Source organism: Rhizomicrobium sp., from assembly GCF_056722145.1.
In genome coordinates, this window is the sequence record NZ_JBWZET010000077.1 from 1 (window position 1) to 23,571 (window position 23,571).

A 23,571-nucleotide genomic window follows, 5' to 3' on the forward strand; every position below is an offset into this window, starting at 1 on the left:
GGAACCATCGTGCCCGCCGCTCCTGAAGCAGCCGCAGATGCCGACCTATCATCTGGTGCAGCCGAACAGCATGGGCATCACGCTAGTCAACATCGGTGTCGGCCCTTCCAACGCCAAAACCATCACCGACCATCTCGCGGTGCTGCGCCCGCACGTCTGGCTGATGGTCGGCCATTGCGGCGGCTTGCGCGGTAACCAGCGGCTCGGCGATTACGTGCTGGCGCATGCTTACCTGCGCGACGATCATGTACTCGACGACATGCTGCCGCGCGAGATCCCGGTGCCACCGATCGCCGAAGTGCAGCTCGCCCTCACTAAAGCGGTCAGCGAAGTCACCGGCGCAACCGGCCAGGTGCTGAAAGAACGCCTGCGCACCGGTACCGTCGTCACCACCGACGACCGCAACTGGGAACTGCGCTTCACCGAACAGGCCCGTCGCTTCAACCAGTCCCGCGCCATCGCCATCGACATGGAAAGCGCCACCATCGCCGCCAACGGCTATCGCTTCCGCGTGCCCTATGGGACGCTGCTGTGCGTTTCCGACCGACCGCTGCACGGCGAGATCAAGCTGCCCGGCATGGCGGACGCATTCTACGAAGAACGCGTGTCGCAACACCTGCAGATCGGCATTCGCGCGCTCGAACTGCTGCGCCAGGAAGCCGAAAACGGCACGCTCCATTCCCGCAAACTGCGCAGCTTCACCGAACCGGCTTTCCGATAGCCTTGAAGAGGTTGGTCGTCAGACCCTGATACGTGTCCTGGTTTTCGGGGTCTGGACTGATCTTTTCCCAGACGAACAGTACGACGCCGATCATCAGTCCGGCGAGGAAGCCGCCGACATGCGCGGCGTTGTCGATATTCGGCGACAGCGCGCCGAGCAGCGCGGTCATGCCGCCGAAGATCGCGATGTTGATCAGGATGTAGCGTTCATTGCCGGCGATGCGATCATCGCGCAGAACCGCCAGCGCAACCGCCATCCCCCACAATCCGAGCACGGCACCGGATGCACCGACGCCGATTACGGCCGGGTTCCACCACACGCTGGCGACCGATCCCGCCACGCCGCAAATCAGAAAGCACAGGATCAGCCGGCTGTTGCGCGCCACCGGCACCAGGCACCCGATCGCGAACAACAGGCCGTAGAGGTTGTTGACCATGTGCATCAGGCCGCCATGCAGAAACATCGATGTGACGAGTCCGAGATGCCCAGGTCCTAATCCCAGAGGCCCGCGATTGGCGCCCCAGGCAACGAGATCGTCCACTTGGAATGACATGATGCCGAGCCCGGAAAATACCATTGCTGCAAAAACGCCGATGATGAGATCAAACAGCACCGCCGGGCCATATAGCGTTCGCGACGGCACCACCAGCAGCCACAGCGAAAAATCACTCTTGGGCTTCGCCGTCAACTTTCCGGTGGCCTGCACGCTTTCGACCTCGTCCTCGTCCAATATCCGGAACAGCAGCACGAAGGCCCACAGCACGGCGGCGCCGCCGAACACCCACGCGGCCCGCACCAGGCGGTTCTGCGTGTTGACGCCGAACGGTTCGGTGCGCGGCACAACAATCACAGCCCCCGTCGCAGCGCCGATCGCCTTGTCGAATTGATGCCGGTCGCTGCCGGAGCGCAGGCGTTCGACATAGGCCCAGCTCGACGGATCGAGGGTTTCGACTTCGTTGCGCGTCTCCCGCTCGAAGGCGTTCGCGACTTCGACACGTTCATTGCGAGGCATCGAAGCCCGCACCGTGTGACTTCGATGGATGCCGACCCAGTAGCGTGTCGCGCCACCATCGCCGCAGACCGGAACCGCCGCATAAAGTTCGAACGCGATGTCGTTGCTGCTGCCTGTGCTGTGGGCGAAGCCGTTCCAGCGTGCGCCCCGCACGTTTACGCACGCTTTTTGCGGCGCGTAATAGCGCGCGTTGCTGTCCGCCGGGATCGCGGTCAGCGTCGAAACCGGGCGCAGTCCCCACATCGTCTCCTGCAGCGAGGGTTGCAGCACCATGATCGGCGGAATGATCAGCAGCGCCGCGCACAAGATGAACAGCGTATTCGGATTGCCTTTTTCGGCCGGAAGGAAGATGCGCAACCGCGGGCCAAGGAACGTTGCCATAGCCGCCAGGCCGACGCCGAACGGCAGCCAGAATTCGAGCAGTTCACCGCCGATCGCGATCCAGCCGGACCACTCCACCAGCACTGCGCACACCGCGAAATACGCGGCAATCACGGCGAGCGAAAACAGCACCACTGGAACAAACAGGAATCGCAGCCGGAAGAAATAGTGGTCCATGAAGCCCCCCTTGATGCCGCTTGACCAAGCCAGCACCGTCGAGGCTCTGCCGCCGCGGAAAACAAAAAACGCGCGGAGCCGAACCCCGCGCGTTTCTATCATGCAGCTTGAAACGTCTCAACGCGGCGATGCGTTCGCAGCCTCCTCTCGACCCCCGTCAGGACGGAGTTCAATCGCGCCGCAGGCGGACCACCACGTCGACGCGCGAGACCTTGCGGCCTTCCGGCGGCGGCGGCACGTCCTTGAAACCGGCATCGCGTTCCGGAACAGCCACCAGCCGGCGCTCGTCTTCGAAATAGAAGTACTGGCGGTTTTCCGGATTGGTGTCGAAATAGCGCCGGGAGTCGATCGACACTTCACGCACCATGCCGACGTCGCAGAAACTGTGCAGGGTGCCGTAGACCGTCGCCAGCGAAACCTTGATGCCGTTCTTCAGCGCAAAAGCGTGCAAGCCTTCCGCCGTCACGGCTTCGCGACAATCGGAAAAAAGCAGATGGGCCAATTCCCGCCGTTGACGCGTCGGCCGCAGGCCAGCTTTACGAAGACGCGCAATCGTCTCTTCGTCGATATCGTCTATCTGCACGAAAATCCCCATTGGTCCCGATTTGCCGCGATCGACCGCGGACCGCCCCAGGAACGATTACGTTGATAATTACAATCGATTTGTAAAGTGACGTGACTGTCACAGAAGCCCTAGTAAGGTCTTTCCCGTATTTGCACAGCAAGTTGGGAACGGTTCTCAGGTTTTCGCGCCGGGCGCGATGTACTTTACACAGCTCTTTTGACGGGAATTGGCAGGTTGATTGACGGGAATGCTTTGTTTGTCTTGCGTACTATTTGGCAACGACTTTTACGACGACGCGCCATGGTAACCATTCCAATTCGGTAATTTGCGTTTTGCCCGGCTGGCCAGTTAAACTGACGGCAATGCAACGCGTGGGCAAAAAGACACTCAGAACGGGAGGGGCCGGCCGGTCCCTGCTGATCCTGGTTGTGCTTTTTGCGTTCTCCCTGCAGAGCTTCCTGATTCAGACCCACATTCACAACCTGCCGCAGTCGTTCCAGTCCGTCGCTGGCGTCTCGGTATCGGCTCCGGATTCGACCAAGGCGCCGATCGACGTCGACAAATGCTTCCTGTGCCAGGAATTCGTGCACGGCGGTGCCTACGTAGCGCCCGCTGCGGCTGCGGTGTTGCCGCCAAACGCGGTGGTGTCGCTGTTGCCGCTCCGGCAGGCACCATTCCTCGCCGCATTCCCTCAGTCCCACAACTGGATGGGCCGGGCGCCACCACGCGCCTGACCTGATGCTCGCCATCGCGCGCGCCGCGTTTCTGCGGCCGTGCCGCTTTACATCCAGCGTGGAGAATCTCCCGTGTTTCGCAGAAGCCTTCTGCTGACCGCCGCGGCGGCAGCACTTCTTACGCCCGTTTCCGCCCAGCAAGTCTACAGCCCCGAACGGGGTTCCAGTGTCGAGACGGTGGTGGTGACCGCCTCCCCGATCAGCAAACATATCGATGACACCGCCACGGTCATTGCGTCCGTCGACCGTGACGCCATATTGGCGGCCGGCGGCGGCAATCTCGCCGATGCCCTGTCGCATGTGCCGGGCGTTTCGGTGTCGGGATTTGCCGCCGGCGCCTCCCGCCCAATCATTCGCGGCATGGATTCAGCCCGGGTGAAACTGGTCGAAAACGGTCTGTCGAGTTCGGACGTGTCCGACGTCGGCCCCGATCACGGCGTGCCGATCGATCCGCTTTCGACCCAGAATATCGAAGTGGTGCGCGGCGCCGCCACGTTGCGCTATGGCAGTCAGGCCATCGGCGGTGTCGTTAACGCGCTCAACAACCGCGTGCCGGTTGCCCTGCCCGATCAGACCTTTTCGGGCGAGGCCACCGCGGCCTACGGCTACGTCGCGAATTCCGGCGAAGCTTCGGTCCTCACCGACATCGCCGCCGGCAAATTCGCGATTCACGCCGATGCCTTCTATCGCAACGCCGGCAACTACGCGACGCCGCTCGGCACCCAGGCCAATTCGTTTTTCGTCGGCAACGGCTTTGCGCTCGGTTCGAGCTATTTCTTCGACGACAAGGATCATACCGGCCTCGCCCTGGTCCAATACGACGCGAAATACGGCATCCCGAGCGACACCACCTACCTCCTGATGCGGCAAACCAAGCTCATCAGCCGATCCTCGTTCGATATTGCCGCCGGCCCGCTGCAGGCGCTCAACATCGACGGGTCCTATGCCAACTATTCGCACGAGGAGAAGAACCCGGACGGCTCGGTCAATACCACCTTCAAGAACAAGGAAGCCAACGTCCGTATCGAACAGCTGATCGGAGCGGTGGGACCGTTCTCGTCGATGGCGGTCGGCATTGATGCGCAGAACCGCGACTATTCCGCCGTCGGCGTCGACAGCAGCTATCTCAGCCCGGCGATCACCAACACTTTTGCCGGCTATGTCTTTGCCGACACGCCGATCGGCAGCCGACTGAATCTCGAAACCAGTGTGCGGGCCGAAAACGTGCATGTGACCGGAACGCCGGCGTCCAATGTTCGCATCGGACGCGACTTCACGCCTCTCAGCGGCGCGGCGGGGCTGCTGTTTACCGCAAACGACTGGCTGAAGTTCGGTCTCACCGCTTCGACCGCAGGACGGGCGCCGGCGCAGACCGAGCTGTTTGCCCGCGGCGGACATGACGGACCGGGCACCTATGAAACCGGCGATCCGACGCTGAAAATCGAACGTGCCAACGCCCTGGAAGGCTCGGTACGGATCAACAGCGGCAAATTCAGCATGGATCTGAGCCTGTGGAGTTCGTGGTTCGACAATTACATCTATGGCGACCTAACGGGCCGCACCTGCGATGACGGCGGCGTTTGCGCCGTGGGCGGTGCAGGCGATCTGAAGGAACTCTTCTATCGGCAAGGATCGGCCCATTTTCGCGGACTGGAAGGCAAAGGCAGCTACCGTCTGTGGGATACCGGCGATGGCATTCTCTCGGTCGATCTCCAAGGCGATTACGTGCGCGCGACGCTGGGCGGCGGAGGCAACGTGCCGCGCATCCCGCCGTGGCGCGCCGGCGGCGGGTTCAGTTGGGACAGCGAAAGCTTCTCAGCGTCCATTGATGTGATGCAGATCGGCAAGCAGACCGAGTTCGGTCCGTTCGATACGGCAACGGCAGGTTATACCGACGTCGGTGCGCGACTGTCGTTCCCGCTCACGGACGGATGGCACCTCGATCTCGTCGGCCACAACCTCGCCGACCAGGTCGAGCGCAACGCCGCCTCGTTCAACAAGGATACCGTCGTGGCTCCCGGACGCGATGTCCGTCTGGTGCTGCGCGCCTCGCTGTAGCGCGTTCGACGCAGCGCATTGCCTGATTGCATCGGTCAGGCGTGCGCTGCTTTCGCGCCGCGCCGGAACCTGACGCCGCATCGCAACACGCCGGGCGCCGATTGATGCCGGGCGGCGGAGCCGGTAGTCTCGTTTGTATGATCTACACACCATTTTTCGCCGTCGCGATGGTGCTGACGTTCGTTGCACCCGCGCTCGCCGCACCGAACCTGCCGCTCGACAAGCCGGTGAAGGTTTCCGGCATTGCCACCGTCTGTACCGGCATCGGTTGGGAACGCCAGAACGATCCGCGATGGAATAGCTATCCGCTCAAGATCGTGTTTGCCGGCCGCAGTGGTCAGTGGGTGACGGACGGCGACGTGTCCATTGCCGACCGCAGGCACCAGATCTTCGCCGCCCATTGCGAAGGGCCATGGTTGTTCGTCAATCTGCCGGCCGGAAAGTATCGCATATCCGGACAACTCGAAGGCCAGCGCGACCACACCAAAGCCTTCGCACCGCGCTCCGGTCAAGGCCGGGTTATTCTCCGGTTTCCGAAAAGCGGCGGTGCGGTCAGCGCCCAGCACACGCAACACTTGCGCGCCCTGGCTGAAAACCGCACCCCGAACGAACGACGCCGCAATTAGGCGGCAGCCGTCTCCTTGGGCTCACTGACGTCAGTGACGGTTTTGGCGTCGGCCAATTCGGCAGTCTCGGCGGCGATCTCGGCAGTCTCGACCGGCTCAGTCGCGGCGGGCCCTGCAACGATGCTGAGTTCCAATTCAGCGGTTGCTTCGACGACGGCTTCCGGCGGCGTATCGACTGCCTCCGCAATCGCCGGTTCTTCGACCACCGCCGCCTCGGCCTCCTCCACCACAACAGCCGGTTCTGCGACCGCGGCTTCGGCGTGTTCGGGCACTTCTGCGGGCATCACATCCGTTGGCACGATCGCCTCGACGTCGAGCGCCATCACGGCCGGCTCGGCGATTTCGACCGGCAGCGGCGGCATTTCCTCGGCTTGGGGAGTGTTCGCAATTTGCGCGGCGAAATCGGTGTGAACGTGCGCGTAGGCCTCGGCGGCTGCAGCGAGGGATTCCCGCTCGCGCCCGACCAATTCGAACAGAACATGCGCAAACAGCGATCCCCACAGCCCGAGGCTGAATTTCACGTACTCGCGCGTCGCATTCCGCAGGATCAGATCCATCTGGATCACGAACGAGGAGGCGTCGACCGGAAACACGCGGCTGAAACGGAACCTCTGATTGCAGAAGTTGAAGTAATCCCGCGGCAGCGTGACGTTCAGCTCCGCGGCCGGAACGATCGTGCCGATGGCAATGTTGCTATAGCCCGGCTCATTCGCGCCCTTGAACATCACGACGGAAAACGGCAATCCGCCCGGAAGCTGCTCACCGGTTTCGGCGTTCACCACCTTCACCGCCGCGTGAATCACCGGCTTGCCGTCCGACATGACGGCTTCATTGACGCCAATGATGCCGGTTTCGTTCATCAGCGCGATCAGTTCTGCAGGCGAAAGATAGTCGATGATCTGACGGTCGTTGCTCATGATGCCCGCTCTACCTCTTCAGCTTGAACGCGGCGTCGGCCGCAGCGCGCAGATGCTCGACGGCTTCTTCCGAGCTCGGAACCGTGCGGCGGAATACGGCGACTGGGTCGGTGTTCCACAACAGCGAAGACGCGCCAAACACGTCTTGTTCGAGTTTGGCGCGTTCGCGTGCCAGCCTGCCACGCCGGGTGGCAACTTCGTCGATCGCCTTGGCCGCCAGGCTCGGCATCACCCGGAACCACCACGGCGAACCGCCGGCGGCCTTGGCTTCGCGCCGGACGCATTCGGCTATCTGCTTGTCGAGACGAGCAAGTTTCTTGTGGTACTCAGCGTACCGCATCACCATCCCCCATATGTTGCAGCCCGGAGCTCTGAGGCCCTTTAAGCCTGCGCATTCTTACCAAATTTCGGCCCAAAACGGGACAAAATTTCCATGACAAGGTTGCCGCACGGCCCTTTCCGCGCGGTATTGTTCCCGTATTCAGGGCATTTCGTCTATTTGCGGCCGAACAGAAGCAGCAGCAGCCCTAAAACCGCGGACCCGATCGCCGCATACCAGCTGCACACGATCGGTACGGCGTGGCCCGCCACCAAAATCGGAACTGCTGCATAGATCCGGTAGCCATGCGCCGCGGCGATGATCAGAAAGACCAGCCCGGCCAGAACGACGATTACCGCCTTCATAACCATAACTCCCCATTACCCGTAAAAATAATAGCACATTTCTACGCGCATGGCTGGAACTGTCCGACAGCGCGGCCGTTTTTCCGTTACGGCGGACGGAGCGAAAGAGTGCCCGTACGTAGAATCCCCAGCTGTGCATGAGTTGTCGCAGTTTGGAATCTATTTGTAGTAAGTCTTAGAAACATTTTACTCACGCAGCCGACGGAATTTCCTTTCGCTCCATTGACTTGACCCGGCCGGCGCCGACCGGAGCGTTGCTCTGCAACAGACAGGACGTGCCATGCGCCTTTTGTTTGTGACGTCCGAAGCCTATCCCCTCGCCAAAACCGGCGGTCTTGCCGACGTTTCCCGCTCGCTGCCAGCCGCGCTGGCACGCCAGGGCGCCGACGTTATGGTGATGATGCCAGCCTACCCGCGTGCAGTCGTCCAGCTACGGAGCCCTCGGGTGGCGGCCCACCTGAAACCAATTTTCGGCATTGACGACGGCGTGTTGATCGGCGGAACTTTCCCCGACTGCGACCTGCCGCTCCTGCTGGTTTCAAGTGCCAAACTGTTCGGCCGCGCCGGTGGCCTCTATCAGGACGACGACGGCGCCGATTGGGCCGACAACGCCCTGCGCTTCGCCTTTCTCGCACGGACGGCGGCCGATGTCGCGCTCGGGGAAACCGGCATCGGTTGGACGCCCGACGTGGTGCATGCCAACGACTGGCACGCCGGTCTAGTGCCGTTCTTTCTTTCGCAGCATGAAGGCCCCAGGCCGCACACGGTGTTCACGACCCATAACATGGCGTTCCAAGGCATTTTCGCCCACGACCATGTTCCCGACATCGGCAGCGGCGATTTCGAATTCTACGGCAAAGTCTCGTACTTGAAAGCGGGGCTGCGCTACGCCGACCGCGTCACCACCGTCAGCCCGACCTACGCCCGCGAAATCCTGACGCCCGAATACGGTTTCGGGCTTGAAGGCGTGCTCGCCGCCCGCGGCAGCCATTTCAGCGGCATCCTCAACGGCATCGATGAGACCATCTGGAATCCGGCAACCGACCGCTTCCTGCCGGCGAATTACCGCGCCCGCGATACCAGCGGCAAGCGCATCTGCAAGCAGGACCTGCTGCGCGAAACGCAGCTTCCCGAAACCGAAGGACCATTGATCGGTTTCGTCTCGCGCCTCACCGAGCAGAAGATGGCCGACACGCTGGTCGCGGCTTTGCCCTGGATCGCCGCCAGCGGGGCGCAGCTCGCCGTCGTCGGCGAAGGCGATCGCACCATCGAAAATGCGCTGGCAGAGGCCGCGGAAAAAAATCCCGCCTTCGTCTCCGCTACGATTGGATACGACGAAGCGCTTGCCCACAAGCTGCAGGCTGGTAGCGATATCCTTCTGGCACCGGCGCGTTTCGAGCCCTGCGGCCTGACACAACTATACGCCCTGAGATACGGCACTTTGCCGGTCGTGCGCAGGACTGGAGGCCTTGCCGATACTGTTGTTGATACAAACAATGTCTCCATTTCGGATCGTACGGCCAGCGGTTTCGTCTTTGATGATCCGACCACTGATGGTATGATCCACGCATTGTCGCGCGCACTCGCCCTTTATCGCGATCCATTACATTGGCGGCTGGTGCAATTGCAGGCCATGACCCGAGCTTTCGGCTGGGACCGGAGCGCGGGAACCTACATGGAGCTTTACCGCAATGTCACCGGCACGGCGTCTACAGGCGGCGATAACCAGGAGGGGGGCGAAACAGCGGCGCGACGTGCGGCCGGATAGGAGACAATGATGGGACTCGATCACCTCATAGCGGAAGACCAGATCAGATCACGCAGCCACGCCATCTGGGAACGGGAGGGACGCCCCGAAGGATGCGCCGAGGAACACTGGCTGCGCGCCATCACCGAACTCAATGCCGAACTCGAACGGGCCTGGCTGGTCGCGCTCGAGGAGCGCGAGAACACGGAACTCGCCATGCCGCGCCCGCAGGTGCGCGAAGCACCGCAACGGACCGAAGCCGCCCGCTGCGATCCTGGCGCCCTGCCGAAGGCGGCCTGATCAGACCAAGGCCCGCACCGCAGCAACGTGGCGGGCCTTCTCTTCCTCGCTCAGGAACGAACCGGCAAAACTGTTGACGGCAAGCGTCACCAAATCCTCGCGCGCCAACGGCAGCGCCGCCGCAACAGCCGCAAAATTGTCCCCGACATAGCCGCCGAAAAAGGCCGGATCGTCGGAGTTGATGGTGGCCTTGAGGCCAAGTTCCAGCATCCGCTTGAGCGGGTGCTGCTTGAGATCGTTTACCACGCAAAGTTTCAGGTTCGACAGCGGACAGACGGTCAACGTCAGCCCGTCCTTGACGATGCGCTCCACCAGTCGCGGGTCTTCCAGGCTGCGATTGCCATGGTCGATGCGGTCGACCTTCAGAATATCCAGCGCTTCCCAGACATAGGCGGGCGGCCCCTCCTCGCCGGCATGGGCAACACGTTTCAGACCGGCGTCGCGCGCCGCTGCAAACACGCGGGCGAATTTCGACGGCGGGTGACCGACCTCGGATGAATCCAGCCCGACGGCAACGAAGCGGTCGAGATAGGGCTCGGCCTGCCGCAACGTCGCGAACGCCGCCTCCTCCGGCAGATGGCGCAGGAACGACAAGATCAGCTTCGAGGTAATGCCGAATTCCTGTTCGCCGGCCTTGAGAGCCCGCCAGATGCCGTCGACGACGGTCTGGAACGGCACGCCGCGGCCGGTGTGGGTCTGCGGATCGAAGAACACCTCGACATGGCGAACATTGTCGGCGGCGACCCGCTTCAGATAGGCATGGGTGAGGTCGAAAAAGTCCTCTTCGTGCAGCAACACCGAGGCGCCGGCATAGTAGATGTCGAGGAAATCCTGCAGGTTGGAAAAGCGATACGCGGCGCGGACGGCTTCGGCCGAGGCATAGGGAATCGCGACCTTGTTGCGTTGCGCGAGGGCAAACATCAACTCGGGCTCGAAGCTGCCTTCGAGGTGAAGATGGAGTTCGGCTTTCGGGAGCTGGGCGATGAAGTGGTCCATGACAAAGGGTGCCAGAGTCGAGTGAAGGTGGCAACACACAGGTGTCACTTCAGTCGTCGAAACCTGGGTCCCCATCCCCTTCGCTCCGACGCGCGGCGCGCCGCGGAGCTTCGGCCGGGGATGACAGCGTGTTGTCGCGGTCGTGCTGCAGATTGCCGGCGACGTAGGTTCGCGCGACGGCGCGGTCGTCGCCCAGCATGGCGAGGGCAAACAGTTTTTCGGCCCAGGTGGAAGCGTGCTCCCAGCGGCGGCGGGCGAGCGGCAGATGCTTGACGTCGAGCACGACAAAATCCGCTTCCTTGCCGGGCGTGAAATTCCCGATCTTGTCGTCGAGCCGCAAGGTGCGCGCCGCGCCCAGCGTCGCCAGATAAAACAGCTTGAACGCGCTCAGCGTCCGCTTGTGCAACTGGCAGACCTTGTAGGCCTCGTTCATGGTGGCGAGCTGCGACAGGCTGGTGCCGGCGCCGACATCAGTGCCGAGACCGACCCGCACACCGGCTGCTTCAGCAACCTTCAAATTGAACAGACCCGAGCCGAGGAACAGGTTGGAGGTCGGACAGAAGGCGATATTGGAACCGGACTTCGACAGCCGCGCCCATTCCTCGGGCGACAGATGCAGGCAATGCGCGAACACCGAATGCGGCGTCGCCAGACCGAACTTCTCGTAGACGCCGAAATAGTCCGGGCAATCGGGATAGAGGTGGTGCACCGCCTCGATCTCATCGGTGTTCTCCGACAGATGGGTATGCAGCTTGACGCCGGGGTGGTCGGCCAGCAGCCGTCCGGCGAGTTCCAACTGCCGCTCGCTCGAGGTCAGCGCAAACCGCGGCGTCACCGCATAACCAAGCCGGCCCTTGCCGTGCCAATCGCGGATCAGGGCGCGAGATTCCATGTAGCCGGTCTCGGCGGTGTCCGAAATGCCGGCCGGAGCATTCACGTCCATCAGCACCTTGCCGGTGATCAGGCGCATGTTGCGGCGGAAGGCATCGGCGAACAGCGCCTCGGCGGCGACCTTGTGGGCGGTGGCAAACACCAGCGCCGTTGTGGTGCCGTGCGCCAGCAACTGATCGAGGAAGAAGTGCGCGGTCTCGGCGGCGACGTCCTCGTGATGGAAACGGCTCTCGGCCGGAAAGGCATAGGCCGACAGCCAGTGCAGCAGGTGATGACCCGGCGAGGCCAACATGTCGATCTGCGGAAAATGGACATGGCAGTCGATGAATCCGGGCACGATCACCCCGTCCGGGAAACGCTCGACCGGCGCCCCCTTCACCAGCGGCTGGATGTCGTTCCAGGTACCGGCCTCCACCACATGGCCATCCTCCACCAGGAGCGCGCCATCGTCATGAACGACCGCCGCATCGGCGCCCCGATCGGGGTCGTCGAGGAGGTGAAAAACGATACCGCGGAAAACCTGACGCATGTTCGTTGTCACCCCCGGCCGAGCGCGGCATCGCTGCAAAGCAAGGCGCGCGAGGGGAAAGGGGCCGAGGTCTGGACGCCCGGCATCCCATCGAAGTTGGACATGAACAGCACGGCGAAAACTTTCGACATCAACTTGCTTGCGCTACCCGGGTCCCCTTCCCCTCGTTCCGCACGCTGGCGCGCGCGATCCTCGGCCGGGGATGACAATTGTTATACCACCCGCGCGTGGACCAGAGGGCGGGTTTGCGGCGTTGCGTCCGCGATGGTGATGGCGTCGGCAAGCGACGCGGCGGCTTTGGCGGCGTCGGCTTCGTCCTTAGCGTGGATCAGCGCGACGGTTTCGCCGGCTTCCACCGGGGTGCCAACGGGGAGGAAATCGGACAGGCCGACACCCATGTCGATGAAGTCGGTGGTTTTCCGGCGGCCACCTCCGAGATCGACCACAATCAAACCGATCGCCCGGGTTTTCTCGGCCGCAATGACGCCGGAGCGCGGCGCCTTGAACGGAACCGTCACCGGGGCCTTGGCGAGATAGCGTTCGGGCTTGGTGAGGACGTCCGACGGACCGCCGAGGGCGGCGACCATCTCTTCAAACTTTGCTGCAGCTTTGCCGGAATCCAAAGACTCCTGGGCTTTTGCCAGACCTTCGTCAGGCGTCGCCGCAAGCTTGCCGAGCACCAGCATCTGGGCGACCAGCGCCTTGGTGATCTCATGTAGACGGTGCTCTCGGCGTTTGCCAGTAAGATAGTCGACCGCTTCCACCACTTCGATGGCATTGCCTGCTGTCAGGCCCAACACCTCATTCATGTCGGTAAGTAAGGCGGCCGTGGGCAGCCCTGCTCCGCCGGCAATTTTCACAATTGTTTCGGCGAGATCGGTGGCGTCCTTCAGATTCTCCATGAAGGCGCCGGAGCCCAGTTTGACGTCCATCACCAGCCCTTGCAGGCCGGCGGCGATCTTCTTCGACAGAATCGAGGCGCAGATCAGCGGGATCGACTCCACCGTCGCGGTGACATCGCGGACGGCGTAGATGCGCTGGTCGGCGGGCGCGAGATCGGCAGTCTGGCCGATGATGGCGCAGCCGACTTTCTTGACCACATCGCGCAAGGTGCCGAGGTCGGGCGTCGCGTTGTAGCCGGGGATGGCGCCCATCTTGTCGAGGGTGCCGCCGGTATGGCCGAGGCCGCGCCCCGAAATCATCGGCACGAAGCCGCCGCACGCCGCCACCATCGGCGCCAGCATCAGGCTGATCTTGTCGCCCACCCCGCCGGTGGAATGCTTGTCGAGCACCGGGCCGAAATCGCCCCAGTCGAGCACGGTGCCCGAATGGGTCATCGCCCGGGTCAGCGCCACCCGCTCGGGGAAGCTCATGCCGCGGAAGAACACCGCCATGGTGAAGGCCGAGACCTGGCTTTCGGACACGGTGCCGGCGGTGACGCCTTGGATGAATTCGGCGATGTCGGCGTCCGACAACTCAAAGCCGTCGCGCTTTTTGCGGATGATTTCCTGGGGGAGCATGGGGCTATTTCTTGAGAATGGTGGGGCCGAAGGAGAGCGGGAACAGCTCGCCCAGCGTAATGGTTTTCTTGATCCCGGTCGGATCGGCGACGTGGATCGGCAGGTCGGTATCGGCAAACTCGCGCAGGCGCTGGCGGCAGGCGCCACACGGGGTGCACAAATCGCCCTCGGGGCCGATCACCAGCGCCTCGATGATGCGGGTCTCGCCATCGGCGACCATCGCGGCCAAGGCCGACGCCTCGGCGCAATTGCCGACCGGATAGGCGATGTTTTCGACATTGGTGCCGGCATAGAGCTTGCCGTTGGCTCCGCGCACCACTGCCGCGACCTGATACTTGGAATACGGTGCATAGGCGCGGGTCCGCACGGTGCGGGCCAAGGTGAGCATGTCGTCAGTCATAGCGGTTCCGTGTTCCATCACAGTCCAAATCGCTTTCTTTGTCCCCCTTGAGGGAGAGGGCGCAAAATCTTGCACTTAGCCGAGATTGCACACTCGTCGGACCGCCGCGATGCGAGGCTAAGTGCTAGATTTTGCGGGTGAGGGGTAAATCGCGCACCCTCACCTGAAAAATCATCGGCGTTAGCGTCGCGCCCTTCGTTCCTGCTTTGAGGTCTTTGCGGCGCAACGCTAACGCCGTGATTTTTCTTCCTCCCTCTCAAGGGGAGAGGGATATTACTCACACCTTTTCCAGCTGCTCCACGAGATCGCCCAGCAGCCGCGAGGCGCCGATGCGGAACAGGTGGGGCTGCAGCCATTCCTCGCCCAGCACCGACTGCATCACCGCCTGATAGATCGGCACTTCCTTTGCCTTGGCAATGCCGCCCGCCGCTTTGAAGCCGACCTTGTAGCCGGTCTTTTTCCGCCACAGGTCGATCATCCGGGCCATCACTAGCGCGAATTCCGGCGTGGCGTTGACCGCCTCCTTGCCGGTGGAGGTCTTGATGAAGTCCGCCCCCGCCATCATGCAGACGACCGACGCCTTCGCGACATTGGTCAGGGTACCAAGATCGCCGGTGGCGATGATGGCCTTCATGTGCGCCTCGCCGCAGGCTTCGCGGAACGCCCGCACCTCGTCATACACGCCTTGCCAGTTGCCGGTGAGCGCCTTGGAACGGTCGATGACGATGTCGATCTCGCGGGCACCGGCGGCAACCGATTCTTCCACCTCCACAATGCGCGCCCTGAGCGGCGACAGGCCGTGCGGGAATCCCGCCGACACCGCCGCCACCGGAATATTCGTACCGGCCAAGGCTTCCAGCGCCGTCGCGATGAAGGCGTGATAAACACAGACCGCGGCGGTCGTGACGGGACCGAATTTCACCTCGGCTTCCGGGCTGAGCGGCTGGCGCGCCTTGGCGCACAGCGCCCGGACCCGCTCCGGCGTGTCGTCGCCCGACAGGGTGGTGAGGTCGATGCACTGGATGGCGTTCACCAGCCGAGGAGCCCCGGACGGAGCCAGCGCCGCCACCGCACGCGCCACATCGCTGTCGTCGACGGTTAAGGTATGGACCAATTCCGCGTCGAACAGGGCCACGGGATTGCGGCGGACGGCGCCTGACGGATCGGAGGGATTATCGTGATTATTCAGCATGATCCGACGGTTCCACCCAGCCACAGCCAAGTCAAGCCGCCCGCGACGCACGGCTTGTGCGCAGAAATTGCGGTTAGGCCCGTTCTGCCACTCAAATGGCCCAGAACGGATTATCGTGCATTACTGGACGATGCGCTCTCGACGCTTTTTATGCTCGTGGACAGCAACACACGTCCACGTCAATTCATCAGCCAAGTGCGGACGAGAAAGTGCTCCGAGAACTTCTTCTACACTCGCCCGTAGAGCCCGTACTTCGGCGTCTACGTCCTCGAATTTCTTCTGTTGCTCCCTAAGCCTATCGAGCAGGCGCATCCTGTCAGCGTGCGCTGTAACACCCGATGAACCAGGCTCCGGAATCTCCATTCCCTGCTCGCGAGCTTCGTCAATCCACTCACGTACAGCTTCTGCGGCGCTCGTTACTGCCTCTTCGGGCGTATCTCCATGAGACATGCATCCGGGCAGATCGGGAGCAAGCCCGAGAAATCCGCCTCCATCACCTGCGGAAATCTCACAAACAACAATCGGGTAGAACTTGTCCATTTCATTCTCCCCGTGACCGTTGCACCCTATCCACCATTGCGACCAGTAACTTAATATAGGGTGCCTTGATCGGCTTTTTTGCTGGGATGGTTAGAATCATCGAATCTCCGGCCGCACACACCTTAAAGTGACTTCCACGCCTTGGCGGTTTAAAGGCAAGGCCCGTTTTATTACATAATGTTTCGACATCATTTAGGGTCCAGTCGCCGGCCGGATTTTTGCGCATCGATTCCAGGAGCTTAATAGGCTGGCGTAGCGTTGACGGCGCTCGCTCCCGTCCAGGTTCGATCGATGGTTCTTTTGACATGTGGCTCCCCCGCACCACTTTTAGTAGCATTACCTCACAGTGTCCTACCGAGCAGCTTTCGCGAAAACACTTGAATTCGACGGATCGGGGGCGGTGGCGCGTTAGTAAACAAAGTCGAAAGGGACGCGCGATGAAGCCCTTACGGATACTGCCGGCGGTTGCACTGTTTGCCGGCGCCGTTGCCGGCCTTTTCTTGGGTCCCGAATGGCTGCGCTTTGCGCTGTTCTGGACCTTCTTCTTCGCCATTCCCGGCGCCGTCGCGGTACGAATCGCGGGGGCACGGTCGGCGTGGCTCTATTTCGGAGCCGGCGCCATCACCGGCCTTTGCGGCATCATCGGCGCCAGCTACCCGATCACGCCAGACCTGACCGAACTGGTGGCCCCGACCGTGATCGGCGGCGTGTTCGGCTGGGGCTGGCGCATCCTGCTGTGGCTGAAAATCGAACACCGCACCGAAATCTCACCGCTGCAGCGGACCGTGGGAATGGGTGACGGGGTTTGACCGCACGATTGATGCTCATGCAGCGAGTGGTCGGTAGCGGGTTGGGTCCCGTGCATCAATGCGGATCGGCTGAATATTCGCGCTCTGAATGCACCAGCCTGTCAGTTCGTCTACCCGAACGTTAAGCTGGAGATTCAGGGCATCTCTTGCCATCAACCTGATGAGCGCTTCGGCATTCGGTTCAATCGGACACTCGTTCTTTTCCCATCGCAAGATCGACAACCCGTTGCGATGCACATCGGAACCGAGTTGCGCCTGCGTCTTACCCATTAGCGTGCGCAGGAACCGCAGCTCTTTTCCATTCATTCCTCGCGGACGGTTCACGATCGCTTCGGCAATGACCTTGTGAAGGCCATTCAGGTTTTCGATTGTGATGCACTCATCACCGTCGTCATCGCGCACTGTCGGCAAGCCAACCAGTGTCACATTGTCCAATCCGCTGGCGGTGTAGTGATACTCAGACATTTTATTTCCCTCGTGCCAGAGGCTCATCAGCCCACATCACCGTAACTATCTTCACGTCGCATTTGTGCATCGATGGAATTGCGACAATGCACACTTCGCGCGTGTTGGAACTCGGTGTAGGGCCACGCACCTTGTAGCGATACAGACCCGGCTGCGTGGCTGGAACTGGCGCTTCGTAAACGAACCCGGTTTTCAAAACGCATTGGATGTCTGGTGCGGTTATGTCCCTTTCGCTCACTTGGTCGACGGCGTGCAGTTTGAAAGACACGTTGAAATTTTCCGGTTCCTTGGCGATCTCGTTAAATCGCGCCGTCGCCTCTGCCGGCGGCCACGGTTCCGGCAATTTCGGTCTTACCTAGCTTGGCTTGGAAGCGGTCATGACGGGCTCGGTGTATCATTCTGATACCTCGCATAGGTATCACCATGATACATGAACTCAATGGACATGAGCTTAATTGGTTGCCCCAAACGGCTAGCGTGCCGGCGGTTCACTGCCCAGCGGCCCCTAAATGCAATTATTGGGATGTAATAGAAATGGGGAAACCTCCTGCAGGGTTCAAGGGGGTGCGGCAGTGTGGCGTTTTGGCTGTTCCGGCAAGGGGTTGGCTCGCGGTCGCTAGCGAATGATTTGCAGGTGCTAGAGTTTCGGGCGTATTAAATTTGCCCCCCCTCCGTCGCTTCGCGCCACCTCCCCCGCTGTTTCGTCAGTGTGCGGCGCAAAAGGCGGAGAACCGCGGGGGAGGAAAGATAGGGTTGCTCACCTGAAAGGCAGTTTGCCTCAAATGATGCACACCAAATAAGCAAACACGATAATTGCCCAGTTCGATGGCAACGTGCCGCGTTGCGGGCGATGGCTATTTTTGCAACGTGCCCGGCCCATAAGCAGAAGAACGTTCTCTGGAGGGCAATGTGATCAACGGAGCCGATACCGCCTGGCTGATGGTGTCCAGCGCCTTAGTGCTGATGATGATGCTTCCGGCCTTGGGCTTCTTTTACGGCGGCCTGGTGCAGGCCAAGAACATCCTGTCGGTGCTGTTCCAGACCTTCGCCATTGCCGGCGTGGTCTCGATGTTGTGGTTCGCTTTCGTCTACTCGGAAGCGTTCTCCGGCACCGGCGCCTGGATCGGCGATCTCAACGCGGCGTTCCTCCAGCACATCGGACGCGGCATGGTGCATCCGGGCAAGACCGTTCCGGAAAGCGTGTTCGTGATGTTCCAGATGACCTTCGCGATCATCACCCCCGGCCTGATCATCGGCGCCTATGTCGAGCGCATCAAATTCGGCGCCGTACTCCTGTTCTCGTCGCTGTGGCTGATCGTGGTCTACGCCCCGGTGTGTCACTGGATCTGGGGCGGCGGCTATTTCAGCGGCGCGATGGATTATGCCGGCGGCATCGTCGTGCATCTGACCGCGGGCGTCTCCGCCCTCCTCGCCGCCGCGATGCTCGGTCCGCGGCACGGCTTCCCCCACTCCGTCCAGCCGCCGCATGCGCCCTGGATGGTGATGGTCGGCGCCGCGTTCCTGTGGGTCGGCTGGTTCGGGTTCAATGCCGGCAGCGCCCTCAGCGCTGGTGGCGAAGCGGGCATGACCATGCTGGCGACCCACCTTGCTGCCGCTACGGCGACCTGCGTCTGGATCGGAATCGAGTGGATCAAGTTCGGCAAGCCGTCGCTGGTCGGTGCGGTGACCGGCGCGGTCGCCGGCCTTGCCACCATCACCCCGGCCTCGGGTTATGTCGGTCCGCTGGGCGCGGTGACCCTGGGGATCGCGGGCGGTACGGTCTGCTATGGCGCCGTGCTGGTGGTGAAGCGCGCCTGGAAGGTCGACGACGCCCTCGACGTGCTCGGCGTCCACGGTGTCGGCGGGGCGCTCGGCAGCCTGCTTGTTCCCTTTGCGGCCGGCATCGGGGTCGGCGGCACCGTGGTCAAGTCGGTCTGGGCCCAGTTCGGCGTCCAGGTTGAAGCTGTTATCGTCACGGGCCTCTGGTCGGTGGCCGCAACTTTCCTCATTATCAAGCTGGTCAAAGCCGTCGCCGGATGGCGTATCGACCGCGAGCAGGAAATCCAGGGTCTGGACTTCTCCAGCCACGGCGAAACCGGCTACAACATGAATGGGTGAGGAGAACCTGATGAAACTCGTGATCGCGATTATCCAGCCGCACCGCCTCGACGTCGTGCGCGACGCGCTCCTTGCCACCGGCACCGAAGGCATGACGGTTTCGGAAGTGCGCGGCTATGGTCGCCAGAAAGGCCACAAGGAAGTCTATCGCGGCGCCGAATACACCATCAGCTTCATTCCCAAGCTGAAGCTGGAAGTGGCGGTGCCCGACGAGCGCCTCGACGCAGTGGTGGAAGCGATCCGCAAAGGCGCCCAGACCGGCAAGATCGGCGACGGCAAGATCTTCGTCGTCGATCTCGAAGCGGCACTGCGGGTGCGCACCGGCGAACGCGACAACGACGCGCTTTAGACGAACTGGCGAAGCACGAAGTACAGACTGCCGGCAATCAGCATTGCGGCGGGAAGTGTCAGCACCCAGGCGCTGGCGATCGACTTCACCGTCGACCATTGCAGGCCGGAGCCGTTGGCCGCCATGGTGCCGGCGACGCCGCTTGAGAGAATGTGCGTCGTCGACACCGGCAAGCCGTACAGCTCGGCGGCACCGATGGTGGCGGCAGCGACCAGCTCAGCCGAGGCGCCTTGGGCATAGGTTAGGTGATGCTTGCCGATGCGCTCGCCGACGGTGACGACGATGCGTTTCCAGCCGACCATGGTGCCGAGCCCGAGCGCGATGGCAACGCAGACCTTGACCCAGAGCGGAATGAAGCGCGTGCCGGCATTGAGATCGTCGCTGTAGGATTTCAGCGTTGCGGTTTCGGTTGGCGTGAACTTGGCGCCCGAGGCCGGTAACAGGCGGATGGCATCGCCGGTGAGATACATGTCATTTCGGATATTGGGCGTCGCGGCGGCGGGAATGCGCGCGATGGCGCCGTAATTGCGGATGTTCTTCACCGTCTCGCCGGTGAGGACGCCAAGACCGGCGAACACCTCCGGGCGGTTGAGCTGCTTCACCCGCAGCGCATCGCCGACGGTTTTGCGCGCCGCAGCGGCCGACATCGCTGGCCCATCGCCGGCATGCGCGACGAACACCTGCTGCGCCGCGGCGGATGCCTGCACGAACGCCGGTGTATCGGTGTCGCTCATGGTGCGGTTGAGGGCATAAGCGGTGGGCGCGGCGCCGATCAAGATCAGCATGATCAGGCCCATGCCCTTCTGGCCGTCGTTGCCGCCGTGCGCGAACGACACGCCGGTGCAGGTGAAAATCAGGATGCCGCGAATCCACCACGGCGGCGGCGAGGAGGTTTGCGGTTCCTTGTAGAGCTTCGGCACGCGGACGAAGAATTTCATCACCAGCAGCAGCAGCGCCGAGAACACGAACCCCATCAGCGGGCTGAACAACAGCGCGCGGGCGACATTCCACGCCTGCGACCAGTCCACGCCCGAGGTCGCCTGCCCGACCGGCGCCATCAACTGGTTGGCAAGGCCGACGCCCATGATCGAGCCGATCAGCGCATGGCTGGAGCTGTTGGGGATGCCCAGCGCCCAGGTGCCGAGGTTCCACACGATCGCCGCGATCAGCAGCGCGAAGATCATCGCATAACCGGCGGTGTTGCCGACCTGCAGGATCAGCTCCACCGGCAAAAGCGTGATGATGCCGTAGGCGACCGCGCCGCTGGACACCATGACGCCAAGGAAATTGAACACTCCCGACCACACCACCGCGACCAGCGGCGGCAGCGAGTGGGTGTAGATCACGGTCGCGACGGCATTGGCGGTGTCGTGGAAGCCGTTGACGAATTCGAACCCGAGCGCGATCAGCAGCGCCAAGCCGAGCAGCGCGAAGACGCCGACGGCGATGGTTTCGTGCACCTGTTCCAGATCGGTGACGAGACCGTGCGCACCATAACCGATCCCCGCCGCCAACAGGCAGCAGAAGACAATGATCGTCGTGGTGGCGGGGCGATGATCCAGCCTGGGCTTGGTGGCCGGCGCGTAAAGGTCGGTCGTATTGGAAACGGCGTCCATACAAACCCCCAAATTTGATTGCGACTGCGGATCAGTTACTTTCTAAGGTGAAGGGCTTGTGTGACGCTTGCGTGACAGAGCGGCGGCAACATGCGGGAGCGCGCCGATCTCGCATTTTAATCTTCCCGTCCTATAACCCTCTGCGCACATCTCGGGGGGGCGCCGCCATGGTCAACCGCATCGACCGCCTCGTCGCCGCGGCGACCATTCTCGCGGGCGCGCTTCTGCTGTTCGAGGTCGAGCCCCTGATCGCCAAAGCGATCCTGCCTTGGTTCGGCGGCTCGGCGCAGGTGTGGACGACGTGCCTGCTGTTTTTCCAAGCCGCACTGCTGGCCGGCTATCTCTATGCCCATGTGCTGACGACCCGGGTGCCGCCCCGACTGCAATGGCGCGTCCACGCCGGGTTGTTGGCGGTGAGCCTGCTCTTGCTACCGATCATTCCGGCGGAGCACTGGAAGCCGGTCGGCGGCGAAGACCCGCTGCTGCTGATCCTCGGCCTTCTGACCACCACCATCGGGCTGCCGTTCGTGCTGCTGTCGGCGACGAGCCCGCTGGTGCAGGCGTGGCTGGCGCGCCCGGTGGATGGCGAGGTCACGGCGCCCTATCGCCTGTTCGCACTGTCGAACTTTGGCTCGATGGTGGCATTGCTCAGCTATCCGGTGCTGGTCGAACCCTATGTGCCGGCGCACCTGCAGGCGGTCGGGTGGTCGGCGATTTATGGCGGCTTCGCGGCCCTGTGTTCCCTGACGGCCTGGCGCTATCGCCGGGGCGAACTGGCCGTGCGCGAAAAGGCCGAGCGGCCGGCGTGGGCCAATCGGCTGCTGTGGTTCTTCCTGGCGGCGGCGCCTTCGGGCCTGCTGCTCGCGATGACCAATTTCATGCTGCAGAACGTGGCTGCGATCCCGCTGTTCTGGGTGGTGCCGCTGGCGCTTTATCTCGTCAGCTTCATCCTCGCCTTCAACAATCTCGACTGGTACAGCCAGCCGCTGTGGTACGTGCTGTTCGTCGTGGCGCTGGTGTTGGCGCTGCTGGCGCCGGCGGGCAACTATGCCGAAATCGGCCTGATATCGCTGCCGCTGTTGTCCACCGTCCTGTTCGTGTTCTGCTGCGTCTGCCACGGCGAGCTGTCGCTGGCCAAACCCGAACCGCGCCATCTAACCGAGTATTATCTCATCATTTCCACCGGCGGCGCGGCGGGCGGACTGTTCGTGGCGGCGGTGGCCCCCACCGTCTTCAACGGCCCCTATGAATTCCTGATCCTGATCCCGCTGACGGCGCTGATCGTGCTGGTGGCGGCGGCCCGCCATTTCCGCGATTGGACCGAGTCTCGCCCGGCCATTCTGGCCCTCGGCGCCGGTGCAGTCGTCATCGCCAGCGGCGTGCTGATGGCCCAGACGGCACAATCGATGATGACGGATTCGATTGTGCTGCGGCGCAATTTCTACGGTTCTCTCAAGGTCCAGGACATGGCGCTGACCACTGCCAATCCGATCCCGGTGCGGCGGCTGATCAACGGCTCGATCCTGCACGGCATGGAAGCCAAGGCGGTGCCGCTGCGACGGCTGCCGCTGTCCTATTACGCCCGCCCCTCGGGCGTCGGCCGGCTGATCACCGAGGCGGGCAAAGCGGGGCCGATCAAGGTGGGGGTCATCGGCGAAGGCGTCGGCACCCTGGCGGCCTATGGCCGGGCCGGCGACAGCTATCGCTTTTACGAGATCAATCCCGACGTCGACCGCATCGCCCACGACCAGTTCTGGTACCTGCCATCCAACCCGGCGCACCAGAGCATCGTCCTCGGCGACGGCCGGCTGAGCCTGGAACGCGAGCCGCCGCAAGGCTTCGACGTGCTGGTGATCGACGCCTTCCTCAGCGACTCCATCCCGCTGCACCTTCTGACCCGGGAAGCCTTTTCGCTCTACTGGCGACACCTGAAGCCCGGCGGCGTACTGGCGGTACACGTTTCCAACCGCTACGTTGCCCTTGCCCCGGTAGTCGCCCGGGATGCGGCGGCGCGCGGGATGGACGCCCGGGCCATCGATATCGACAACGACCTCGACCACGGGGTGGCGCGCTCGGTCTGGGTCTTGGTCACCCGCCGCAAGGCGCTGTTTGAGGGCGAGCTGGCCAATGCCCCGCCGGTGCCCGTCCCGCCCGACCTTCGACCCTGGACCGACGACTATTCGGCGATCTGGAGCGTCCTGCGCTTCTGACCGGGCCGGCGGGC

24 protein-coding genes are annotated in these 23,571 nt (G+C 62.6%); 10 read left to right on the forward strand and 14 right to left on the reverse strand.

The genetic code is table 11. The features are described from left to right. A partial coding sequence (locus AC1P6P_RS04245; protein ID WP_481401194.1) for an AMP nucleosidase occupies nt 1-721 on the forward strand: 721 nt, incomplete at its 5' end. Here the strand turns inward: AC1P6P_RS04245 and AC1P6P_RS04250 are convergent. Together AC1P6P_RS04250 and irrA are read right to left on the reverse strand one after the other, a co-directional pair. After that, on the reverse strand, nt 699-2,291 hold the full coding sequence (locus tag AC1P6P_RS04250; RefSeq protein ID WP_481401195.1) for a rhomboid family intramembrane serine protease: 1,593 nt from the start codon (nt 2,289-2,291) through the stop codon (nt 699-701). The two genes, AC1P6P_RS04245 and AC1P6P_RS04250, sit on opposite strands and share 23 nt — an antisense overlap. Nucleotides 2,292-2,460: 169 nt before the next feature. Beyond that, entirely contained in the window at nt 2,461-2,874 is a 414-nt protein-coding gene (gene irrA, locus AC1P6P_RS04255) for an iron response transcriptional regulator IrrA (RefSeq protein ID WP_481401196.1), read from the reverse strand. Nucleotides 2,875-3,284: 410 nt separating this feature from the next. Here irrA and AC1P6P_RS04260 point away from each other — a divergent pair, with 410 nt between their 5' ends. The 3 genes from AC1P6P_RS04260 to AC1P6P_RS04270 all read left to right on the forward strand — a co-directional run bounded on the left by AC1P6P_RS04260 (nt 3,285) and on the right by AC1P6P_RS04270 (nt 6,274). Beyond that, complete coding sequence (locus AC1P6P_RS04260) at nt 3,285-3,590, forward strand: hypothetical protein (protein ID WP_481401197.1); 306 nt, start codon at nt 3,285-3,287, stop codon at nt 3,588-3,590. 72 nt (nt 3,591-3,662) lie between these two features. Further along, the gene (locus AC1P6P_RS04265; RefSeq protein ID WP_481401198.1) at nt 3,663-5,648 is read left to right on the forward strand and encodes a TonB-dependent receptor; all 1,986 of its coding nucleotides are present in this window, start codon (nt 3,663-3,665) and stop codon (nt 5,646-5,648) included. A gap of 104 nt (nt 5,649-5,752) precedes the next feature. Beyond that, nucleotides 5,753-6,274 (forward strand): hypothetical protein, encoded by a 522-nt coding sequence (locus AC1P6P_RS04270; RefSeq protein WP_481401199.1) that lies wholly within the window; start codon nt 5,753-5,755, stop codon nt 6,272-6,274. Here the strand turns inward: AC1P6P_RS04270 and AC1P6P_RS04275 are convergent. From AC1P6P_RS04275 to AC1P6P_RS04285, 3 genes are all read right to left on the reverse strand, one after another. Next, complete coding sequence (locus AC1P6P_RS04275) at nt 6,271-7,191, reverse strand: hypothetical protein (protein ID WP_481401200.1); 921 nt, start codon at nt 7,189-7,191, stop codon at nt 6,271-6,273. The two genes, AC1P6P_RS04270 and AC1P6P_RS04275, sit on opposite strands and share 4 nt — an antisense overlap. Before the next feature lie 10 nt (nt 7,192-7,201). Continuing rightward, nucleotides 7,202-7,531, reverse strand: a complete 330-nt coding sequence (locus AC1P6P_RS04280; RefSeq protein ID WP_481401201.1) for a hypothetical protein — start codon at nt 7,529-7,531, stop codon at nt 7,202-7,204. Between the two features lie 155 nt (nt 7,532-7,686). Then, complete coding sequence (locus AC1P6P_RS04285) at nt 7,687-7,875, reverse strand: hypothetical protein (RefSeq protein ID WP_481401202.1); 189 nt, start codon at nt 7,873-7,875, stop codon at nt 7,687-7,689. Nucleotides 7,876-8,155: 280 nt separating this feature from the next. Here AC1P6P_RS04285 and glgA point away from each other — a divergent pair, with 280 nt between their 5' ends. Together glgA and AC1P6P_RS04295 are read left to right on the forward strand one after the other, a co-directional pair. Then, on the forward strand, nt 8,156-9,643 hold the full coding sequence (gene glgA / locus AC1P6P_RS04290; RefSeq protein WP_481401203.1) for a glycogen synthase GlgA: 1,488 nt from the start codon (nt 8,156-8,158) through the stop codon (nt 9,641-9,643). A gap of 6 nt (nt 9,644-9,649) precedes the next feature. Continuing rightward, a complete protein-coding gene (locus AC1P6P_RS04295) occupies nt 9,650-9,922 on the forward strand; it encodes a DUF2934 domain-containing protein (RefSeq protein WP_481401204.1) in 273 nt (90 codons plus the stop codon). Here the strand turns inward: AC1P6P_RS04295 and AC1P6P_RS04300 are convergent, their stop codons facing one another. The 6 genes from AC1P6P_RS04300 to AC1P6P_RS04325 form a co-directional block, all read right to left on the reverse strand. After that, complete coding sequence (locus tag AC1P6P_RS04300; RefSeq protein ID WP_481401205.1) at nt 9,923-10,918, reverse strand: adenosine deaminase; 996 nt, start codon at nt 10,916-10,918, stop codon at nt 9,923-9,925. It lies immediately after the preceding gene. Nucleotides 10,919-10,967: 49 nt separating this feature from the next. Then, entirely contained in the window at nt 10,968-12,338 is a 1,371-nt protein-coding gene (guaD, locus tag AC1P6P_RS04305) for a guanine deaminase (protein ID WP_481401206.1), read from the reverse strand. A 212-nt stretch (nt 12,339-12,550) separates the two neighbouring features. Beyond that, nucleotides 12,551-13,858, reverse strand: a complete 1,308-nt coding sequence (gene deoA / locus AC1P6P_RS04310) for a thymidine phosphorylase (protein ID WP_481401207.1) — start codon at nt 13,856-13,858, stop codon at nt 12,551-12,553. Nucleotides 13,859-13,862: 4 nt separating this feature from the next. Beyond that, a complete protein-coding gene (locus AC1P6P_RS04315; protein ID WP_481401208.1) occupies nt 13,863-14,258 on the reverse strand; it encodes a cytidine deaminase in 396 nt (131 codons plus the stop codon). A gap of 277 nt (nt 14,259-14,535) precedes the next feature. Beyond that, nucleotides 14,536-15,450, reverse strand: coding sequence for a deoxyribose-phosphate aldolase (deoC, locus tag AC1P6P_RS04320; protein WP_481401209.1), 915 nt, complete (start codon nt 15,448-15,450; stop codon nt 14,536-14,538). Between the two features lie 120 nt (nt 15,451-15,570). Further along, nucleotides 15,571-15,990, reverse strand: coding sequence for a type II toxin-antitoxin system HicB family antitoxin (locus tag AC1P6P_RS04325; protein WP_481401210.1), 420 nt, complete (start codon nt 15,988-15,990; stop codon nt 15,571-15,573). A 437-nt stretch (nt 15,991-16,427) separates the two neighbouring features. Here AC1P6P_RS04325 and AC1P6P_RS04330 point away from each other — a divergent pair, with 437 nt between their 5' ends. Beyond that, nucleotides 16,428-16,799: a hypothetical protein gene (locus AC1P6P_RS04330; protein WP_481401211.1), complete on the forward strand. Its 372-nt coding sequence runs from the start codon at nt 16,428-16,430 to the stop codon at nt 16,797-16,799. Between the two features lie 15 nt (nt 16,800-16,814). On the opposite strand, the gene AC1P6P_RS04335 is transcribed toward AC1P6P_RS04330, so the two are convergent. After that, complete coding sequence (locus tag AC1P6P_RS04335; RefSeq protein WP_481401212.1) at nt 16,815-17,264, reverse strand: helix-turn-helix domain-containing protein; 450 nt, start codon at nt 17,262-17,264, stop codon at nt 16,815-16,817. A gap of 1 nt (nt 17,265) precedes the next feature. Next, on the reverse strand, nt 17,266-17,532 hold the full coding sequence (locus AC1P6P_RS04340; RefSeq protein ID WP_481401223.1) for a DUF4258 domain-containing protein: 267 nt from the start codon (nt 17,530-17,532) through the stop codon (nt 17,266-17,268). Between the two features lie 641 nt (nt 17,533-18,173). Here AC1P6P_RS04340 and AC1P6P_RS04345 point away from each other — a divergent pair. Further along, entirely contained in the window at nt 18,174-19,382 is a 1,209-nt protein-coding gene (locus tag AC1P6P_RS04345) for an ammonium transporter (RefSeq protein ID WP_481401213.1), read from the forward strand. A gap of 10 nt (nt 19,383-19,392) precedes the next feature. Next, a complete protein-coding gene (locus tag AC1P6P_RS04350) occupies nt 19,393-19,731 on the forward strand; it encodes a P-II family nitrogen regulator (protein WP_481401214.1) in 339 nt (112 codons plus the stop codon). On the opposite strand, the gene AC1P6P_RS04355 is transcribed toward AC1P6P_RS04350, so the two are convergent. Continuing rightward, nucleotides 19,728-21,347: an inorganic phosphate transporter gene (locus tag AC1P6P_RS04355; protein WP_481401215.1), complete on the reverse strand. Its 1,620-nt coding sequence runs from the start codon at nt 21,345-21,347 to the stop codon at nt 19,728-19,730. The two genes, AC1P6P_RS04350 and AC1P6P_RS04355, sit on opposite strands and share 4 nt — an antisense overlap. 167 nt (nt 21,348-21,514) lie before the next feature. On the opposite strand from AC1P6P_RS04355, the gene AC1P6P_RS04360 reads away from it, so the two are divergent. Then, the gene (locus tag AC1P6P_RS04360) at nt 21,515-23,557 is read left to right on the forward strand and encodes a fused MFS/spermidine synthase (RefSeq protein ID WP_481401216.1); all 2,043 of its coding nucleotides are present in this window, start codon (nt 21,515-21,517) and stop codon (nt 23,555-23,557) included. Nucleotides 23,558-23,571: the final 14 nt, after the last annotated feature.

Bases quoted from the DNA above. Each gene is read 5' to 3' on its own strand.
- AC1P6P_RS04250 (WP_481401195.1), bottom strand. From the start codon at position 2,291: ATGGACCACTATTTCTTCCGGCTGCGATTCCTGTTTGTTCCAGTGGTG.
- AC1P6P_RS04270 (WP_481401199.1), top strand. From the start codon at position 5,753: ATGCCGGGCGGCGGAGCCGGTAGTCTCGTTTGTATGATCTACACACCA.
- AC1P6P_RS04275 (WP_481401200.1), bottom strand. From the start codon at position 7,191: ATGAGCAACGACCGTCAGATCATCGACTATCTTTCGCCTGCAGAACTG.
- AC1P6P_RS04280 (WP_481401201.1), bottom strand. From the start codon at position 7,531: ATGCGGTACGCTGAGTACCACAAGAAACTTGCTCGTCTCGACAAGCAG.
- AC1P6P_RS04285 (WP_481401202.1), bottom strand. From the start codon at position 7,875: ATGAAGGCGGTAATCGTCGTTCTGGCCGGGCTGGTCTTTCTGATCATC.
- glgA (WP_481401203.1), top strand. From the start codon at position 8,156: ATGCGCCTTTTGTTTGTGACGTCCGAAGCCTATCCCCTCGCCAAAACC.
- AC1P6P_RS04295 (WP_481401204.1), top strand. From the start codon at position 9,650: ATGATGGGACTCGATCACCTCATAGCGGAAGACCAGATCAGATCACGC.
- AC1P6P_RS04300 (WP_481401205.1), bottom strand. From the start codon at position 10,918: ATGGACCACTTCATCGCCCAGCTCCCGAAAGCCGAACTCCATCTTCAC.
- guaD (WP_481401206.1), bottom strand. From the start codon at position 12,338: ATGCGTCAGGTTTTCCGCGGTATCGTTTTTCACCTCCTCGACGACCCC.
- deoA (WP_481401207.1), bottom strand. From the start codon at position 13,858: ATGCTCCCCCAGGAAATCATCCGCAAAAAGCGCGACGGCTTTGAGTTG.
- AC1P6P_RS04315 (WP_481401208.1), bottom strand. From the start codon at position 14,258: ATGACTGACGACATGCTCACCTTGGCCCGCACCGTGCGGACCCGCGCC.
- deoC (WP_481401209.1), bottom strand. From the start codon at position 15,450: ATGCTGAATAATCACGATAATCCCTCCGATCCGTCAGGCGCCGTCCGC.
- AC1P6P_RS04325 (WP_481401210.1), bottom strand. From the start codon at position 15,990: ATGGACAAGTTCTACCCGATTGTTGTTTGTGAGATTTCCGCAGGTGAT.
- AC1P6P_RS04330 (WP_481401211.1), top strand. From the start codon at position 16,428: ATGAAGCCCTTACGGATACTGCCGGCGGTTGCACTGTTTGCCGGCGCC.
- AC1P6P_RS04335 (WP_481401212.1), bottom strand. From the start codon at position 17,264: ATGTCTGAGTATCACTACACCGCCAGCGGATTGGACAATGTGACACTG.
- AC1P6P_RS04350 (WP_481401214.1), top strand. From the start codon at position 19,393: ATGAAACTCGTGATCGCGATTATCCAGCCGCACCGCCTCGACGTCGTG.
- AC1P6P_RS04355 (WP_481401215.1), bottom strand. From the start codon at position 21,347: ATGGACGCCGTTTCCAATACGACCGACCTTTACGCGCCGGCCACCAAG.
- AC1P6P_RS04360 (WP_481401216.1), top strand. From the start codon at position 21,515: ATGGTCAACCGCATCGACCGCCTCGTCGCCGCGGCGACCATTCTCGCG.